This window comes from Ruegeria sp. AP7, assembly GCF_056539905.1.
This window is the reverse complement of the sequence record NZ_JBQFVT010000013.1, coordinates 1-18,038: the sequence shown is the minus strand read 5'-3', so window position 1 is coordinate 18,038 and position 18,038 is coordinate 1. Positions and strand designations below refer to the sequence as shown.

19 protein-coding genes are annotated in these 18,038 nt (G+C 55.6%); 13 read left to right on the top strand and 6 right to left on the bottom strand.

Features of this window, described 5'->3' with window-relative positions:
• The first annotated feature begins 67 nt into the window (after nucleotides 1-67).
• From ACR0KN_RS18450 to ACR0KN_RS18410, 9 genes are all read left to right on the top strand, one after another.
• Nucleotides 68-886, top strand: coding sequence for an ABC transporter ATP-binding protein (locus ACR0KN_RS18450; RefSeq protein WP_170399285.1), 819 nt, complete (start codon nucleotides 68-70; stop codon nucleotides 884-886).
• Between the two features lie 29 nt (nucleotides 887-915).
• Entirely contained in the window at nucleotides 916-1,902 is a 987-nt protein-coding gene (locus ACR0KN_RS18445) for a branched-chain amino acid ABC transporter permease (RefSeq protein WP_010442926.1), read from the top strand.
• A 3-nt stretch (nucleotides 1,903-1,905) separates the two neighbouring features.
• Nucleotides 1,906-2,163, top strand: a complete 258-nt coding sequence (locus ACR0KN_RS18440) for a hypothetical protein (RefSeq protein WP_010442925.1) — start codon at nucleotides 1,906-1,908, stop codon at nucleotides 2,161-2,163.
• 3 nt (nucleotides 2,164-2,166) lie between these two features.
• Complete coding sequence (locus ACR0KN_RS18435; RefSeq protein WP_480655609.1) at nucleotides 2,167-3,243, top strand: branched-chain amino acid ABC transporter permease; 1,077 nt, start codon at nucleotides 2,167-2,169, stop codon at nucleotides 3,241-3,243.
• Between the two features lie 76 nt (nucleotides 3,244-3,319).
• Nucleotides 3,320-4,603, top strand: coding sequence for an ABC transporter substrate-binding protein (locus tag ACR0KN_RS18430; protein WP_010442923.1), 1,284 nt, complete (start codon nucleotides 3,320-3,322; stop codon nucleotides 4,601-4,603).
• A gap of 88 nt (nucleotides 4,604-4,691) precedes the next feature.
• Nucleotides 4,692-5,525, top strand: coding sequence for an ABC transporter ATP-binding protein (locus ACR0KN_RS18425; protein WP_029622175.1), 834 nt, complete (start codon nucleotides 4,692-4,694; stop codon nucleotides 5,523-5,525).
• A gap of 19 nt (nucleotides 5,526-5,544) precedes the next feature.
• Nucleotides 5,545-6,762 (top strand): phenylacetate--CoA ligase family protein, encoded by a 1,218-nt coding sequence (locus tag ACR0KN_RS18420; RefSeq protein ID WP_480655607.1) that lies wholly within the window; start codon nucleotides 5,545-5,547, stop codon nucleotides 6,760-6,762.
• Nucleotides 6,763-6,867: 105 nt separating this feature from the next.
• Nucleotides 6,868-8,532, top strand: a complete 1,665-nt coding sequence (locus tag ACR0KN_RS18415; protein ID WP_260023623.1) for an ABC transporter permease — start codon at nucleotides 6,868-6,870, stop codon at nucleotides 8,530-8,532.
• Between the two features lie 78 nt (nucleotides 8,533-8,610).
• Nucleotides 8,611-8,961, top strand: coding sequence for a DUF2794 domain-containing protein (locus ACR0KN_RS18410; RefSeq protein ID WP_010442919.1), 351 nt, complete (start codon nucleotides 8,611-8,613; stop codon nucleotides 8,959-8,961).
• Here the strand turns inward: ACR0KN_RS18410 and ACR0KN_RS18405 are convergent.
• The 3 genes from ACR0KN_RS18405 to ACR0KN_RS18395 all read right to left on the bottom strand — a co-directional run bounded on the left by ACR0KN_RS18405 (nucleotide 8,958) and on the right by ACR0KN_RS18395 (nucleotide 11,527).
• The gene (locus tag ACR0KN_RS18405) at nucleotides 8,958-9,695 is read right to left on the bottom strand and encodes a C40 family peptidase (RefSeq protein WP_480655604.1); all 738 of its coding nucleotides are present in this window, start codon (nucleotides 9,693-9,695) and stop codon (nucleotides 8,958-8,960) included. The genes ACR0KN_RS18410 and ACR0KN_RS18405 overlap by 4 nt on opposite strands.
• Nucleotides 9,692-11,074 carry a leucyl aminopeptidase family protein gene (locus ACR0KN_RS18400; protein ID WP_480655602.1) on the bottom strand — a complete coding sequence of 461 codons (1,383 nt, stop codon included), beginning with the start codon at nucleotides 11,072-11,074 and terminating at the stop codon, nucleotides 9,692-9,694. The genes ACR0KN_RS18405 and ACR0KN_RS18400 overlap by 4 nt, the downstream gene beginning before the upstream one ends.
• A gap of 63 nt (nucleotides 11,075-11,137) precedes the next feature.
• Nucleotides 11,138-11,527: a hypothetical protein gene (locus tag ACR0KN_RS18395; protein ID WP_480655600.1), complete on the bottom strand. Its 390-nt coding sequence runs from the start codon at nucleotides 11,525-11,527 to the stop codon at nucleotides 11,138-11,140.
• A gap of 143 nt (nucleotides 11,528-11,670) precedes the next feature.
• On the opposite strand from ACR0KN_RS18395, the gene ACR0KN_RS18390 reads away from it, so the two are divergent.
• The 3 genes from ACR0KN_RS18390 to ACR0KN_RS18380 all read left to right on the top strand — a co-directional run bounded on the left by ACR0KN_RS18390 (nucleotide 11,671) and on the right by ACR0KN_RS18380 (nucleotide 14,168).
• The gene (locus ACR0KN_RS18390) at nucleotides 11,671-12,321 is read left to right on the top strand and encodes a carbonic anhydrase (RefSeq protein ID WP_010442915.1); all 651 of its coding nucleotides are present in this window, start codon (nucleotides 11,671-11,673) and stop codon (nucleotides 12,319-12,321) included.
• A gap of 104 nt (nucleotides 12,322-12,425) precedes the next feature.
• A complete protein-coding gene (locus ACR0KN_RS18385) occupies nucleotides 12,426-12,956 on the top strand; it encodes an SRPBCC family protein (RefSeq protein ID WP_480655598.1) in 531 nt (176 codons plus the stop codon).
• A gap of 159 nt (nucleotides 12,957-13,115) precedes the next feature.
• Entirely contained in the window at nucleotides 13,116-14,168 is a 1,053-nt protein-coding gene (locus tag ACR0KN_RS18380; protein ID WP_480655741.1) for an AAA family ATPase, read from the top strand.
• Nucleotides 14,169-14,475: 307 nt separating this feature from the next.
• Here ACR0KN_RS18380 and ACR0KN_RS18375 read toward each other — a convergent pair whose 3' ends face one another.
• Nucleotides 14,476-15,276, bottom strand: coding sequence for a glutathione S-transferase family protein (locus tag ACR0KN_RS18375; protein WP_480655596.1), 801 nt, complete (start codon nucleotides 15,274-15,276; stop codon nucleotides 14,476-14,478).
• A gap of 4 nt (nucleotides 15,277-15,280) precedes the next feature.
• Nucleotides 15,281-15,724, bottom strand: coding sequence for a cupin domain-containing protein (locus ACR0KN_RS18370; protein ID WP_480655594.1), 444 nt, complete (start codon nucleotides 15,722-15,724; stop codon nucleotides 15,281-15,283).
• Nucleotides 15,725-15,836: 112 nt separating this feature from the next.
• Here ACR0KN_RS18370 and ACR0KN_RS18365 point away from each other — a divergent pair, with 112 nt between their 5' ends.
• A complete protein-coding gene (locus tag ACR0KN_RS18365) occupies nucleotides 15,837-16,769 on the top strand; it encodes a LysR family transcriptional regulator (RefSeq protein WP_480655592.1) in 933 nt (310 codons plus the stop codon).
• Nucleotides 16,770-17,076: 307 nt separating this feature from the next.
• Here ACR0KN_RS18365 and ACR0KN_RS18360 read toward each other — a convergent pair whose 3' ends face one another.
• Entirely contained in the window at nucleotides 17,077-17,616 is a 540-nt protein-coding gene (locus ACR0KN_RS18360; RefSeq protein WP_480423185.1) for a nuclear transport factor 2 family protein, read from the bottom strand.
• Nucleotides 17,617-18,038: the final 422 nt, after the last annotated feature.

Here is an 18,038-nt window from a genome sequence, read left to right as displayed (position 1 = left end):
ACGTGCGCCGCTCGACCTGCGGTCATCGCCCCGCCCGCCGTCCCGTTTTTGTGTCAGGGAGGTTCTGATGCTGGATAACTCCGAAGGATATGTCACCGAAGACGGCCGCAAGATCGGTGGTGTGGTGATGGAGATGAAGAACATCACCCTGCGCTTTGGCGGTGTGGTGGCGATCAAGGATATCTCGTTCGACATTCGCGAAGGCGAAATTCGCGCGATCATTGGACCGAACGGAGCGGGTAAGTCCTCGATGCTGAATGTGATCTCGGGCTTCTATGTCCCGCAAGAGGGCGAGGTCTGGTTCCACGGGTCCAAGCGCCCGCCGATGCGGCCCTTCGAGGTGGCGCAGCAAGGCATTGCGCGGACGTTTCAAAACATTGCCCTATTCGAAGGTATGAGCGTTCTCGACAACGTGATGACCGGACGCCTTGGCTTTATGAAGACGAACATCCTGCAGCAGGCCTTGTGGAAGGGTAAGGCCGAGGCGGAAGAGACCGAGAACCGGGAGGCGGTCGAGAAGATCATCGATTTCCTAGAAATTCAGCACATCCGCAAAACGCCTGTGTCTCGCTTGCCCTACGGCTTGAAGAAGCGCGTCGAATTAGCGCGAGCGCTGGCGGCGGAGCCTAAGCTGCTGCTGCTGGATGAACCGATGGCCGGGATGAATGTCGAAGAGAAAGAGGACATGAGCCGCTTTATCCTCGACGTGAATGACGAGTTCGGCACCACCATCGCCCTGATCGAGCATGACATGGGCGTGGTGATGGACCTGAGCGACCGAGTGGTCGTGATGGATTATGGCAAGAAGATCGGTGACGGCACGCCGGATGAGGTGCGCAACAATCAGGAAGTCATCGACGCCTATCTGGGGGTCAGTCATGACTGATGCTCGGGCAGAATTGGGGAGGGGCTGGCATGCCTGAACAACTCGTATTTGCGATGGAGGTCATCCTTAACGGTCTGATGGCCGGGGTGCTGTATGCGCTGGTCGCGTTGGGATTTGTGCTGATCTACAAGGCGTCGGGGATTTTTAATTACGCGCAGGGTGTTATGGCCTTGTTCGCGGCGATGACGCTAGTCGGGATCATGAATGGGCAGGTACCTTTTGCGCATCTGATCAACGCCATCTTTGGCACGCATGTTCATTACTTTGGTTGGAACGTCCCCGCGCTGCTGGCGATCATTTTGACCATGGCGGTGATGGTGCTGCTGGCTTGGGCCGTGCAGCGGTTCGTGATGCGCCATCTGGTTGGGCAAGAACCGATCATCCTGTTCATGGCCACCATCGGCCTGGCCTATTTCCTTGAAGGCGTGGCAGACTTGATGTGGGGGTCCGAGATCAAGACGCTGGATGTGGGTCTGCCGCAGGGCATCAACCTGTGGATTGACGAGACGACCTTCAACATTTTCGATTATGGCTTCTTCATCGACAATCTGGACATCGTGGCGACGATCATCGCGGCGCTGCTGGTGGCGGCCTTGGTCGCGTTCAGCCAGTACACTAAACAGGGCCGGGCGATGCGTGCGGTGGCGGATGACCATCAGGCGGCGCTGTCGGTCGGGATTTCGCTGAACTTCATCTGGGTGATGGTCTGGTCGGTTGCCGGGTTCGTGGCGCTAGTTGCAGGGATCATGTGGGGTACCAAGTCGGGCGTTCAGTTCTCACTGTCACTCATCGCACTCAAGGCGCTGCCGGTGCTGATGCTGGGCGGGTTCACCTCGATCCCCGGAGCAATCGTCGGTGGGTTGATCATCGGTGTTGGCGAAAAACTGTTCGAGTTTGCCATCGGCCCCTTAGTTGGTGGCGCGACCGAGAATTGGTTTGCCTATGTACTGGCGCTGATCTTTCTGGTGTTCCGGCCGCAAGGTCTGTTCGGCGAGAAGATCATTGAGAGAGTGTAGGGGATGACCAAGCTGATCGCCATCGTCAACGTGATTGCATGGGCCGGTTTCTGGGCCTTTGGCTACATCGCTCTGACGTCCAGTGATCTAAGTGAAGGCCAGCTTGTGATCGCTGTGCTTCTGGCTTTTGCCGGGCTTGTTATGGGCGTTCTCGCCTACATGAAACTGGTGCGCGCCTCTGAGGCGACCGGATACGCCAAGGGCTCCAATCAACTGGATGCCGCAGCCCGCAATCGGGCGCAGGAAGAATGGGGAAAGTAAGATATGTTCTATCGTGAGGCCGGAGACTTCAAAACCTCCTACATAGCGGACAGCCAGACTTTCCCGATCAAGTTTGACCGGTATCGGTACTACGTCGTGTTGGCAGTGGCGTTCGGGATCATTCCATTCATCATCAACGACTATTGGGCCAACGCACTGCTGCTGCCCTTCCTAATCTACGCCATCGCAGCGATTGGGCTGAACATCTTAGTGGGGTATTGCGGGCAGGTCTCGCTGGGAACAGGTGGTTTCATGGCTGTGGGGGCCTATGCTTGCTACAAGCTGATGACGGCGTTTCCAGATGTCAGCATGTTCCTCCATGTTCTGTTGGCTGGCGGCGTCACTGCGCTGGTGGGCGTGCTGTTTGGTCTGCCCTCTTTGCGGATCAAAGGGTTCTACCTTGCGGTGGCCACGCTGGCTGCACAGTTCTTCCTTGTATGGCTATTCAACCGGGTGCCGTGGTTCTACAACTACTCGGCCTCTGGCCAGATCAACTCGCCCGAACGGGACGTGTTTGGCATCATCATCACCGGTCCGAACGCGCCTGCCTGGGCGACCTATCTGTTTTGCCTGATCTTTTTGACCTTCAGTGCGATCATCGCGCGTAACCTTACGCGCGGTACTACGGGTCGGACATGGATGGCGATCCGCGACATGGATATCGCAGCCGAGATCATCGGGGTGAACCCGCTCAAGGCAAAGCTTACCGCCTTTGCCGTCAGCTCGTTTTTCGTAGGCATTGCAGGCGCACTGTTCTTTGCTGTCTATCTGGGCGCGGTCGAAGTGGGTGAAGTGTTCGGTATTCAGAAATCATTCCTGGTGCTGTTCATGGTAATTATCGGCGGATTAGGGTCTATATTTGGGTCCTTCGCGGGGGCGGCATTTCTGGTTTTGCTGCCAGTTGTCCTAAAGCTGCTGGGTGTCGATCTGCTGGGTTGGCCAACGGATATCGTTGCGCACCTGAATCTCGTGATCGTGGGCGCTCTCATCATCATATTCCTTGTTCTTGAACCCCACGGACTGGCGCAGCTTTGGCGCGTCGCGAAAGAGAAACTCAGACTCTGGCCGTTCCCGCACTAGTGGGCAGGCCCAATGAAAAGACGGGCGGCTGAAGCCCGAAACCCAACATCGGATCAACTAAGGGAGGAGACACCCGATGAAAAAGAAAATGGCTACCCTGGCGCTGGGCGCGCTGATGGCGGCAGGACCTGCGCTCGCAGATCTTGTGATCCCATCGCTCAGCTATCGTACGGGCCCATACGCTGCAGGCGGTATTCCGTTTGCTGATGGCTATGCTGACTATTTCACCCTGCTCAACGAACGAGACGGTGGTATTGGCGGTGTTCCTGTCAACGTGATCGAATGTGAGACCGGCTATAACACCGAAAAAGGTGTGGAGTGCTATGAATCAACCAAAGGCGAAGGCGCGTTGATTTATCAACCCTTGTCGACCGGTATTACATATCAGTTGATCCCCAAAGTAACGGCGGATGACATCCCGCTGCATACAATGGGTTATGGCCGGACTTCGGCCCGCAACGGCAAGGTGTTCAGCCACGTCTTCAACTATCCCGCGAACTACTGGGACGGTGCCTCGGGCGCGATCAACTATCTGCTAGACGAAAATGGAGGCGATCTGAACGGCAAGAAAATCGCTCTGGTCTATCACAACTCAGCCTATGGCAAGGAACCGATCAGAACGTTGGAAGAGCTGTCGAAAAAACACGGCTTTGAGCTGTCGTTGTTGCCGGTCGACCATCCAGGGCAAGAGCAAAAATCCCAGTGGCTGCAGATCCGTCGTGAAAAGCCAGACTTTGTCCTGATGTGGGGCTGGGGCGTAATGAACCAGGTCGCCATTCAGGAGGCTGCCAATATCCGCTTCCCGATGGAAAACTTCATCGGCGTTTGGTGGTCGGGCGCGCAGCATGACGTACTGCCTGCTGGCGACAAGGCGAACGGTTACAAGGCCGTAACCTTCCATGCCGTTGGTGATGACTTCCCTGTATTTGACGACATCAAGACGCATGTCGTGGATGCCGGAAAGGCCGCAGGCGCGGGCGATCAGGTTGGTACCGTTCTGTACAACCGTGGCCTCTACTCAGCCATGCTCGCCGCCGAAGCGATCAAGGACGCGCAGGAAGCAAATGGAACCGGGGATGTCACACCGGGTATGGTTCGGGACGCAATGGAGCAGCTGAACATCACCGAAGAGCGCATGGCCTCTCTAGGCATGCCGAACTTTGGTCCGACCTTCCAGGTATCGTGCGATAACCATGGCGGCCCAGGCTTGATTGGCGTCTCTCAGTGGGATGCAGGTACACAAACATGGAACCTGATCTCGGACTTCAAGCCAACCGATGGTGAGGTGATCGGTGCGCTGGTTGAAGAAGACTCGAGCGCATATGCAGCCGAAAACAACGTCGAAACACGCTGCAACTAAGGCCTGCTTCGACCATAAACTTAGGGGCGGCGGTAAGCTGCCGCCCCGATTAAACGGTCCCACGGGGCAGGCATGAGGATATGCGCTGATGCTGGATGCTGCACAAACCACTGATGTACAAGCCGAAACATTGCTTGAGGTCAACAATATCGAGGTGATCTATAATCATGTGATCCTCGTGCTGAAAGGCGTTAGCCTGACTGTGCCGAAAGGCGGTATTACTGCCCTATTGGGCGGAAACGGCGCGGGTAAGACCACGACACTTAAGGCGGTGTCGAACCTTCTGCATTCCGAACGGGGCGAGGTTACCAAAGGCTCGATCAAATATCGCGGGACCAGCGTGCATGAAAGTGATCCGGCTGTTCTGGTTGAAAAGGGCGTGATCCAGGTAATGGAAGGCCGCCATTGTTTTGAACATCTGACTGTCGAAGAAAACCTTCTGACCGGCGCCTATACACGCAAAGACGGCTCGGCTGCCATCCAGCAGGATCTGGAACTGGTTTACAATTACTTCCCACGATTGAAGGAACGCCGCCGGTCGCAGGCCGGATATACTTCGGGCGGCGAACAGCAAATGGTGGCGATGGGCCGGGCGCTGATGTCACGCCCCGAGACGATCCTGTTGGATGAACCCTCGATGGGTTTGGCCCCGCAGTTGGTCGAAGAGATTTTCGGCATTGTAAAAGACCTGAACGAGAAGGAAGGCGTGTCCTTTCTGTTGGCCGAACAGAACACAAATGTGGCTCTAAGGTTTGCCCATTACGGCTATATTCTGGAGTCGGGTCGCGTTGTGATGGACGGCCCAGCTGCCGAATTGCGCGAGAATCCTGACGTTAAGGAGTTTTATCTCGGCATGTCAGACGAGGGCCGAAAGAGCTTTCGCGACGTGCGCTCATACCGCCGTCGCAAGAGATGGCTGTAAGCGGGCAGAGGATAATTCGATGACCTATTTCGATAAGCTTGAAACCCGATCAACCGATGAACGCGCAGCGGATCATGCGCGCGCCTTGCCTGAACAAATAAGTCGCGCGCAGGCAGCACCCGGATACAAGGATTTCCTTTCTGATGTGCAGTCATACGCAGTAACCGATATGCAGGCGCTGGCGCAATTGCCGGTGCTGCGGAAATCTGACCTGACCAAGGCACAGGCTGGGCGGCCACCATTTGGTGGGTTTACAGTGAAACCTGCGCGGAACTTTCAGCATGTGTTCCAGTCACCGGGCCCAATTTATGAGCCGGGCAGCACCGATCACGACTGGTGGCGCATGGGCCGCTTTCTGAATGCCGCAGGCGTGGGCCCGGGCGATATCGTTCAGAATTGTTTCGGATACCACCTGACCCCTGCAGGTATGATTTTCGAAAGCGGAGCCCAGGCGGTGGGCGCGTCGGTTCTGCCAGCTGGCACCGGACAGACTGAACTGCAGGTAACCGCTGCGCGCGATGTGGGGTGCACGGCATATGCCGGAACCCCGGATTATCTCAAGATCATCCTCGAAAAGGCTGACGCGATGGGTGTTGCTCTGCAGTTTTCGAAGGCGGTCGTAGGCGGGGGTGCGTTATTTCCTTCCTTGCGTCAAGAGTACGCGGATCGGGGCATAGCTTGCCTGCAATGTTATGCTACAGCGGATCTGGGCAATATCGCCTATGAAAGCCCGGCCATGGAAGGAATGATCATCGACGAACACGTCATCGTCGAGATTGTCACGCCGGGCACTGGCACACCCGTCGCCCCAGGTGAGGTTGGTGAAGTCGTCGTAACAACTCTCAACCCCGACTATCCTCTGATCCGGTTCGCCACAGGCGATCTGTCGGCTATCATGCCCGGAACCTCTCCGTGTGGGCGCACCAATATGCGCATCAAAGGCTGGATGGGGCGCGCTGATCAAACCACCAAAATCAAGGGTATGTTTGTGCGTCCCGAACAGGTGGCCGCACTGGTGGATAAGCATGACGAGATCGTCAAAGCCCGCGTTATCGCGGCTCGTCAGGGCGAGATGGACACGATGACCGTACAGATTGAAAGCCCATGTGAGAATGACGGTGCCTATGCCAAATCGGTTGCCGAGGTGCTGAAACTCAAAGGCGCGATTGAGGTCGTGGCCCCCGGCTCATTGCCCAAGGATGGGTTGGTGATCGAGGACCAGCGCGTCTACGAATAAGGGTCTGCGGCAGTATGTGCCGCAGATTTGTTTCCCGTCACACTGGTGTTTCTTAGCAATTTGGTCGATTAAAGACGGAACCTTCGGGATTCTCAGTCAGGCATCATGGCCGAAATCGAATATTCAGAACACGGAACACGTAATCGCGGCGCGTTGGGCACGCGTTTCGTGGGAGCTATCGCCTGTATTGTAGCAGCAGCTTGTCTGTTGCCGATGGTGGCCGTGGTTCTAGCAGCGGTGACCGGCGGAACGGACACCGTTTCTCACTTGTTAGAGACTGTACTACCCAGTTACGCTCTGACAACGATCATCCTTGTCGCGCTGGTTGCAGCGGGAACATTTTCAATCGGGGTTGGCGCGGCCTGGTTGGTGACCATGACCCGTTTCCCTGGGGTGAGATTTCTCGAAATTGCATTGGTGCTGCCGTTGGCCTTTCCGGCCTACGTTCTGGCCTATGCCTATACCTTCATCCTTGACCACCCCGGTATCGTGCAATCCACACTGCGCGATGTGACGGGCTGGGGGCCGCGCGACTATTGGTTCCCCGAAATTCGTTCGACCGAGGGCGCGGCGGTGATGTTGATCCTTGTGCTCTATCCTTATGTCTATCTGCTGGCACGAGCCGCGTTTCTGCAGCAAAGTGCCACCGCCTTTTTGGCCGCCCGCGCCTTGGGGAACGGACCCTGGCCCGCCTTCTGGCGTGTTTCTCTACCTATGGCACGTCCCGCCATTGCGGGGGGAGTGCTGTTGGCTGTGATGGAGACCATCGCCGATTTTGGAACCGTCGCCTATTTCGGTGTCCAGACATTTGCCACCGGGATCTACACAAGCTGGTTTTCCATGGCCGACCGTGCCGCTGCAGCTCAGCTTGCTTTGTGCCTTTTGGGATTTGCACTTGTGATGGCTATGGCTGAACGGACACAGCGTGGTAAGGCCAAATACTACCAAACCGGCAAACAACATGCTGCCCAACCTGCCGCGAATCTGAAGGGCACAAGGGCGTTTGCCGCTTTTTTGCTCTGCGCAATTCCGGTTCTGTTCGGATTTCTTCTGCCTGTTGTGATCCTCGTGCAGATGGGTCTTGAATCCGAACAAAACCTTCTGTCACGCAGATATGTTGGGTTCATTCAAAATTCGCTAACGCTGGCCGGAACTGCAGCCGTAATCACTGTTTGCGCCGCCATCTCGGTCGGGTTCTATCAGCGCCTCAGACCCGGGCGTGGTTCTGCCACGGCGGCTTATCTGGCGCGGCTGGGTTATGCGGTGCCCGGTGGAGTGATCGCTGTCGGGCTGATCGTACCCTTTGCCGGGCTAGACAATGCGCTGGATGCCTGGATGCGTAAAACCTTTGATGTTTCAACGGGACTGCTGGTTACAGGTTCGATCTGGTTGCTGGTCGCGGCCTATATGGTGCGCTTCCTTGCCGCTGCGCTCAGCGCATATGAAGGTGGCCAAAGTACAGTGCACTCGAATATGGACGCTGCCGCGCGATCGCTGGGGCAGACACCGCTGGGCACATTGCGCCGGGTGCATTTGCCGATCCTGACCCCTTCGCTATTAACGGCGTTGCTGATCGTCTTTGTCGATGTCATGAAAGAATTGCCCGCAACTCTTATCATGCGGCCCTTTAACTTCGACACATTGGCGGTACAGGCTTACCGGCTGGCGTCGGACGAGCGGTTGGAAGGTGCAGCGGTGCCGTCACTGGTTATCCTCGCAGTGGGGCTGTTGCCAGTGATCCTGATTTGTCGTCAGGTTGGACGCAGGTAGCACACGGTCGGTTCTAAAAATTCGTGTCGCGATTGCACTGGGCTTGATTCAATGACGATTTCCGGCAAGGCTTGTTTTATGAACATGCAGCCTCCCAGCCGGTTCGGGTCCGGCTCTGCCCAGATGCCGGTCGCGTTTGACCGGCGTGAGATGTCTCAAATCCTGTCTGTCTATGGCCGAATGGTCGCCGCCGGTGAATGGCGTGACTACGGAATTTCCAATTTACGCGAGACAGCCGTGTTTTCAATTTTCAGGCGAACTGCCGAACATCCGATTTACCGGGTGGAAAAACACCCCCGCCTGCGAATGCGGCAAGGTATGTATTCGGTGGTGGGTATGGATGGGCGCATTCTGAAACGTGGGCACGATCTGCGCTCTGTTTTGAGAGTTCTGGAACGCAAATTGATCCGGGCGGTTGACTCTGATTAGAGCCTTTTATGCGCCGTAACTGGCCCATCGCCTTGCGCTGCAATTCGGGCAATCGCCTGATCCATAGGCTCAAGCGCGACAGCCATGTGATAGGCATTGGCGTGGAGCAGCAAATTCCCGGCCGCCACCCAGGCCACATGGCCCTTCCAGAATAGCAGATCACCGCGTCGCGCAGATTCCCCTGCAGGCACAAGTTCTCCGACTTCACGTTCCTGATCGCCGCTGTCTCCGGGACAGGGGATGCCGCAGGCCAGCAGGGCAGCCTGTACCAAACCCGAGCAATCCAGTCCGAACCGGCTATTGCCTCCCCATAGATATGGTGTACCAAGAAACAGTTCTGCAGCGGCAACAGGATCGGCGAGCTGAGAGTAGGCAGGGACAGCGTGGACCGCTGGAATAAAGCCCAGTGCGGTCTCCATAAATCTGTCTTCCTCCGACAAAACGCGAATTCTGCTGCCGAAACTTAATGAGGTTAGGTCGCGGCTTTTAATGTCAGGCTTCTCGTATGCGTGGGTCGAGCCCGCAACGATCCAGTGAGTCTGGGGCTCAATTGGGCCCAACCGATCGGTGGGCAGCCATCCCTTATAACCATCCTTGCTAGCTTTGATCTTGCTCCAGCCATCAAGCTCTTCTTCGATGGTCACAGAGTCACCGAACAGCAATTGCCGGTCGCGCGAGCCATCAGGTTGACGTAGCAAATCGACGACGGGACGGATAATACGCGCTTGGGTCATAGGCCAAGAAGCACCGGAAGGGCCGCCAGAAGGGCACGTGGCCCTTGACCCAACCCGCCCTTGCTGCGGCCGGGTTCCTTGCTACGTTGCCAGGAATAGATGTCAAAATGCATGTAGCGGCTGCGGTTAGCAAACCGGCGCAGGAATAGCGCTGCGGTGATCGACCCCGCAAACCCACCGGACGGCGCGTTGTCGAGGTCGGCGATGCCAGGCTCAATCATCGCTTCGTAGGGCTCATGGAATGGCATGCGCCACACCGGATCTGCGACAGTTTCTGCTGCCCGTGCCAGCGTTTCTGCTGCCTTGTTGTCATCGGTATAATACGGTGCCAAATCGGGCCCCAACGCTACCCTTGCTGCACCGGTTAACGTGGCCATCGATATCAGCAGATTGGGCGCGTCCTCATGTGCCAGCGCCAGCGCATCGGCCAGAACCAACCGTCCTTCGGCATCGGTGTTGTTGATTTCTACGGTCATTCCATTTCGCGCGGTTAATATATCACCGGGACGGAATGCGTTGCCCGCAACCGAGTTCTCGACAGCTGGGATCAACACCCTCAGCTGCAATTCCAACCCGAGCGCCATGATCATACGGGCCAAACCCAGCACATTGGCTGCGCCACCCATATCTTTCTTCATCAACCCCATCGAGGCACCTGGTTTCAGGTTCAGCCCTCCGGTATCGAAACAAACCCCTTTGCCAACCAATGTCAGTTTCGGGCCGCTGTCACCCCAATTCATCTCCAGTAGCCGAGGCGCCTGTTCCGCTGCGCGTCCGACCGCGTGGATCATTGGAAGGTTCTGGTCCAACAGCGCCTCGCCACTGATGACCGATACATCTGCACCGAACTCCTGCGCAAGGTCCTCAATGGCTTGTTGCAATTGCGTGGGGCCCATATCCGCAGCGGGAGTGTTGACCAAATTCCGTATTAAGGCCTCGGCATTTGCCATGATCTCGATCCGTTTGGCATCCAAACCTTCGGGTGCAACCAACGCGGCATTTGCAGCGATTTGCGCGGCGTAGCGATCAAACGCGTACCCGGTCATCAGCCAGCCAAAGCATTCAGCTTCAAGCACGTTCGCCGGGATGCCCGAGGCTATGCGATAGGTTCCTTTTGGTAACGATTCCGCCGCTGCGGCCAAGGGAAACCGTTTGCGCGCTCGTTTTGCCGCGCTGCCATAACCCGCAAGGGCAAATTCAGGCTTACCATCTGGGCCGGGTACCAAAACTGTTTGACCAAGTGCGGCAGAAAAACCATCCGCCGAAACCCATGAGTGCACGTGTTCCGGCTGATTTTCCAGCCAGCCCGCCAATTCGGATTGCTGCAGAACATATAGCGGCAGAGACGGGTCAGTAGCGGGGGCAAAGGACAGGGTCATACGGGCCTCGGCTGGTTGAAGTTCCGCACAGACTATCTGTCTGCGGCGTCCCCGCAACCCCTCTCAGACCGATAGATCCTGCTGATCCCAGATGGCGGTCAGCGAACGCTCGCCAACCCGGATCAGACGGCATAGCGTGGCGCCGGTAGCTACAGCATCGCCGGCATCAACCGAATGCACGACGTCACCCGCGACACGGGCCAACGCTGTCATGCCGATCTGTTCGGATATGGCCACCAATGATTTGGCGCATTTGCGCAGCCCAGTCCAATCGCGTTTCCGCCAGAACCTTTCGCAATTGGACAGGCGCAGAGCGAGTTCTTCAACTGTTCTGCACAGCACATCCATTGCATTGTTGTCACCAAGTTGATGATACAGGCTGTTCAGGCGGTCCGGGTCCAGACGCACGGATTCTTTCTGTTCAAGCGTGATAATCTTGTCCACCACATTCACCCCAGTTGATATGCCCCCACGGCACGCTACAATTCTGCTTTGAAATACCTTTGCAATTCCTTGCGGAGCAGCGGGATAATGTCTCGAATTTTGTGAGAATTCAGGGTACAGAGCGATCCAGTCAAAACAACAGGGGCATCAGAATGAAATTTGCCAAACCTTTGCCAACCTATCTGGTGAAACGGTATCACGGCTGGAAGGCGACCACCTATTCCGAGAATCAGGTCTGGTATCGGCGATTGGCGACGGAGGGACAGCGCCCGCGCGCGATGGTCATTTCGTGCTGCGACAGCCGGGTGCATGTGACCTCGATCTTCGGTGCCGATCAGGGTGAGTTTTTCATTCACCGTAACATCGCCAACCTGGTGCCACCTTACGCACCGGACGGGGATCACCACGGCACCAGCGCGGCCATTGAATATGCGGTAACGGCGCTGAAGGTCGCGCATCTAATAGTTCTGGGTCATTCTCAATGTGGCGGCGTGCAGGGCTGTATCGACATGTGCAAGGGGCAGGCTCCGCAGCTTGAGGCGAAAGACAGCTTCGTCGGACGTTGGATGGATATCCTCAAGCCTAAATACGAGCTGGTTGCCGATGTCGAAGACAGCACCGAACAAGCCCGGCAATTCGAGCGTCAGGCCGTGGTCGCCTCTCTGGAAAACCTGATGACCTTCCCTTTTGTATCTTCCGCCGTCGAAGAAGGCTCACTCAGCCTGCATGGGCTCTGGACCGATATCGGAGAAGGCGGGTTGCAGAGTTATGATCCGCAGGAAAAGAAATTCGTCGTGGTATAGGCACATCATTCATTGCTTGACGCTAAACAGCGCAGATCAGTCCTCTGATTCTGCGCTGTTTTTTGATATAGTCCATCCAGTTCAATTGGATTCGGACCATTTCTATGAGATTGATTAAACGTATCCTCGTCGCCTTTCTTCTTATCATTCTGGCACTGATTGGGGTGTCCTACCTGCTGCCAGGTAAAGCCGAGGTGTCGCGCAGCATCACGATCGACGCCCCGGCCGCCAAAATATTCCCCTATGTTAATTCGATGCAGGAGACCGAGAAATGGTCGCCGTGGCTGTCGCGTGATCCCGAAACCAAGCTCAGCTACAGTGGCCCGGATGCTGGGGTTGGCAATACGTTGAACTGGAGCTCAGATAATCCGCAGGTGGGCACTGGATCACAGGAAATCATCGAAAGCACCCCCGATCAGTCCGTCAGAACCGCCCTCGACTTTGGCCCGATGGGGACTGCAACGGCTACATTCGCATTGCAATCCGAAGGTGCAGGCACGCAGGTGACCTGGGGTTTCGTGTCTGAGCTGGGAATGAATCCTATGTCCCGCTGGATGGGCCTTATGATGGATAACTGGGTCGGTGGCGATTATGAGCGCGGGCTTGAGAACCTTAAGGCGCTGGTCGAGGGATAGCGCCAAATCGAGACGTTGATTTGGGCTCGCGAATGTCTCGTGAGTTCAGGGCATTGAGGCAAAAATTATTTTGGATTCATTGTGTTATCAGTAACCAGAATTTCGGCGATGACCAAACGTCTTTGAAAAAGGTTGAGATGACAACCAGCCGCTCAATCAATTCGTTCACAATGCGGGCTCGTTTCAAATCTGGGAGCGCGTATTTGTACAGATGCGATCCGGGGTTGGTTACCGAAACGTGGAATCGCAACGCTCTTTGGACCGCCGGGGTCCGGCAAAACATGGTTGGCGTTGGACATGGCCGCACATCTTGCTGCGAACCAGCCCTGGTATTCCCATCGCACGCAAGGCGGGCCAGTTGTCTATGTTGCATTTGAAGGCGTTGGCGGGATGCGAAACCGCCTTGTGCCTCTTCTGAGAAAGGTTGGCTCCGTACCAATGTACGTTCTCAATGGTGAGCTTGATCTTTGCGACGAGGAGGCTGTTTCTATTTTGATAAAGCAAATCCGAACGCTCGGTCGGGAAGCTGGCCAGGCCGTACAATCCGTCTTCATAGACACATTGGCACGCGCAATCGGCGGACGCGACGAAAACTCGCCAGAGGGCATGGGGGCCGCTCTGAGGGGCGCCAGCGCGATCGAGAAAGCAATCGATGGCCTTGTCCTGCTTGTTCATCATACTGGAAAAGACACGTCACGCGGAGCGCGCGGTCATTCTTCGCTCAAAGGCGCTGTCGATGCAGAAATCTCAATCACCCGAGACGGCGATACAATCACGGCAGTCGCCAAGAAAGTGCGGGATGGAGAAGACGGGGCTAAACTCTGCTACCAACTCAAGCAAGTGGCGCTGGGCCTCGACCGCGACGGGGAGCATATCACGTCGTGCTTTATTGAGCCAATGTCCAACTCACCTCATGAAATTGCTGATGCGGCGGGGCAGCTGCCCGACAAACAGCAGAAGCTCATTGAGATTATTTCGTTTTACATCGATGAGCACGGCGTATGGAATCCGGGAGGCGAAGAGTGGCCAGAACCGGAAATGCACCGGATTGTTAAACGGGAGGAACTCATTTCCTACGCCTCGAAGTCGGATATCTCCAAAGCATCGCGCGGTCGCGACCAAAAGCGGGAAATTAACCGGATGATAGATGCACTGCATACTGCGGGGCGCGTAGGAACACACCGAGATTGGATTTGGCTTGTTTCAGCGTGAGCGAGATGCGCGAGAAACGCGCGAGATCGCGGTAACTCGCGGGCGCGAGATTTGGCGCGAGATCACTATAGATAAACTCGCATCTCGCGCGTTGCTTGAACCATCGCAACAGTGCGAGAGCGCGAGCCCGGGCAAAGCACTCGGGCTCGCGCTCTCGCTGTCAGAAGTTGTGCGAAATGGCGGGCGAACGGCGGGTTTGAGCAGAGAAACGGACATTCGCAAAAATAGGTTCAATGACCGCTTCGAGCCCATATTGTCCGATGCCGGTCGGCGCATGAATGTCCGGTGTTGGCTATCTACTCCATGGTCAGGCGACAAGGCCCAGCTCTTTGTCGGTGGCTGTAACCGCATACTTTTCCCTCGGGGGCATGGGTCTCGATTGCCAAGGCGGTTCGAAGGTGAAACTTGAAACGCTGCGACCGTCAGGTAGGGCGCCGTTTCCAGCCCCGAGCGCGTAGTCGTAGTAGAGTTTGACGATCTCTTCTTCAGTCACCTGCGATGTTTCTGGATGCGCCATGCATGCATCACGCCACGCTCGTACCCGGTCATATTCTTTGCCAACGGGTAGTTTGAACCTTTCGTAGTAGTCAAGGAACCAAAAGCGCTTGAACATCGGGGTAAAAACAGCCTCTGCCAGCCCGAAGTCCTCGAACAAGAAGGGGCCAGTCGGGTTGTAATGACTTAGGAAATCATCAAGGTCTCGATAGAGCGCGAGAAGCTTATTCAGATGCTCATCTCGGCGCGCCTGATCCTGATTCATGACAAAGAGATAGCCCGCCATTGTGAACGGTCCTTCGCGGGCGATCAGCATCGACTCAATGGCATGTTCGGTAGGATCACTGCGGCGCAGCGGTGCCCCCGGCAGAGCCTCATCAAGATAGCGCAGGATCACGAGGCTTTCCTTCAATATACGGCCGTCGCTGGTTTCCAGCGCGGGCAAGGCTGTCGTACCTCGGGTCTTGGCTAGCAATTCAGGGTCGCGCGGCTTGGTGATGTCTACTACACGAAATTCCACGGCATCCGTCAGTCCGCGCAGCGCCAGTAGGATTTCCAGTCGCTGCGAGAAGGGACAGACGGGGATATGATAGACGATGTGTTTCCCAGTCATGGTATCAATCCAATGGTGGGCCAGTGAAGGCCATGTTGTGCCGCTTGGCGCTCTCTTCGATAGCAGGCATGTCCTCGGGAATACGGCACTGACCGGCTGCCATGTCGGCAAAGAAGCCTTCGAATCCGCCGGGCGTCAGAATCACGAGATGGCGGCAAGGTTCGTCGTTTGTCACCTTGAAGGTATGTTCCTTGCCTCGTGGGATGAACACGCTTTCACCGGCCCCTGCGGTGAACTCCTCGCCTTCTAGCCAGAACCTGCATGTTCCGGTGAGGATTACGAAGGTTTCGTCTTCGTTTTGATGCACGTGGCGTGGAGGGCCGCTACCTGCAGGAGACCAACTGTCCACTATAGACATAGTGCCGCCTGTCTGTTCTGGGCCGAGGATGTTTTTGTATTTTACGCCGAGCCATTCGATGGCTCCGTCGATTTGGGCCAGGTCCTTCATCGCTTCTCTCCATTTGCATTGGATTGAAACGAAAGCGCTTCCGTTGACAGAAACTTATCCGAAGGCCAACCTATCAGGCAAACCGCAATATCTAATATAGGATATCGGCCAGGTGAATTTCGCTACACTGGACCTCAACCTTTTGCGCGTGCTGGACGCCCTCTTTAGTGAAGGCTCAACCGTCAAGGCGGCCGACAAGCTCGCCATGTCGCAATCCGCAGTCTCCGGTGCATTGTCACGTCTTCGTCATGCCTTGGACGACCCCCTTTTTGTCCGGCAGGGAAACCGTTTGGTCGCTACCGATTATGCATCCAAGATTGAATCCGGTTTGCGCGAAGAACTTGAACGTCTGGAAGCTTTGCTAGCCCCACCGGCTACCTTTGACCCGCAAACCGCTGAAGGCACTTTCCGGATCGCCGCCAGCGATTTTTTCGCGGAACTCCTGATGCCGCCTTTGGGTGATTTCCTGCAAAAGTCGGCGCCCAATCTACGAGCGCAGCTGGTTGATCTGGTTCCGAATGACTATGTGGCCAGTCTTGAGCGACGCAACGCTGACATTGCGCTGATCCCGGATTTGCTCCTACCGGACTGGGTCAATCGGGAGCCGCTTTTCCATTCGCCGTTCCACGTGATAGCTCGCAAGGGAAATCCAAAGCTTGAGGGGCTTCAGGAAGGGACACAAATGCAAATGAATACGTTCTGTGCGCTCCACCATGTCTTGTTCTCCCCCGAAGGGAACTTGGCCGCGATGGGCGATGCTGCCCTAAACCGCGTCGGAAAACAGCGACAGGTTGCTATGACAGTGCCCGTCTTCAGTGGCGTTTGCCGCGCGGTTAGCGAAAGCGACCTCATCGCGCTTGTACCCGCTCAGCTCGCAAGGAAAGTGGCCAAGACATTCGAACTGAAGGTGTTCGAACCTCCGATGCATATCGAACCAGCGTTGATCATCGGCATCTGGCACAAGCGTTCCGACAACGCCCCGATGGCGGCTTGGATGCGTAGCCAAGTCTTCGAATTGATGAAGGCGTTGGACTTAGGCAGTTAGTCAAACTGTCCTAAGCAGCGCCTTTCGGACTGAAACAAGTTGATGTTTCGAATAACAGAATCGAAATAGGTTCAATCAGCCAATGCAGACATTCGAGCAGCCGCAGCGAACAACCGCTTTGTCCGCAGAGCAGACGATCAGTCAAATTTGTCGAGCGTCCGCTTTGAGCTGCCGATTCGGACGCACTATTATTCAAATCCTCGCAATCACAACATTTGACATATCGCTTTATTAGCATGAGGCTGTCGTCTTGGCGCACCTTCATCGAAGTCAGCTAACTTTGCGCTTCCCAACGAGCGTAGGTCACTCAAGAAGATGTCGCCAGGCGATCAATCAATTGATTTGCGGGCGCAGTTGAGTCAATCAACCGGTCTTTTTGCTGCGCCCCCAGGATCGGGAGGTCCTCGCCAATCAGGCCAAGTTGACGAAGAACGGTGGCTTGATCCCAGTAAATGTGTTCGGACGCGATTAAACCGTCCTCAAAATGAATGATGCCTACGTGCGGCACGGCAAGACGCAGGCCTGTGGCTTCGACACCGGGGACAAACCAATCCATGCGCAATGAATGTGTCAGATGGAGGATGAATTCATCCACAATACGGTTTTGTCCGACCGTTCTCGTGATGACCTCTAGTTCCGCATCTTCCGGAAGCTGCGGTATGAATACTTCGGCATAGAATTTCCTCAAAGCTTCGCGGCCAGTTGCTCCCGTGTTCACTGGAACATGTATTAGAACAGGATTGTCAGTCATGGTTGCGATTGCTTTGTCGGCGTCCTTGTGGGCGAATTCGCTTGCGGTATGGGCTTCCCAAACATCAATCAGCGCTTGGTCGTCTTTGGTGAACATCTCAATCTCCATTTGCGGCGCCAATCGCGCTAAATCATTAAACTACTAAAAACAGTTTGGTTTACATCTGCAACGTCGATACTGCAGTAAATTATCCAAACCTATTTCAGCGGCCAATACACTCAGGTCGTCTCACTGAAATGCAGCGCGATTGTAGACGCAATTGATGAAGCCTTGGCGTGTTTGAAAGTAAGCAACTAACCTTTGGTCAGTCATGTTGCCAATCCGAGTGATTTGCCTCAATTCGGCTAAAACTATCTAATTCAATAAATGACTTAAACGGCAGCTTAGTCCGCAGTGCCGTCATTCAGGCTTGGTGCAGCTAATGTCCGCTTTGAGCCCAAATGGGACGTTCGTTCGAATTGTTTTATCTGGGCTAATTTCGAGACAACAGAGGCAAAATGCTTATGGAAAAGACTGCT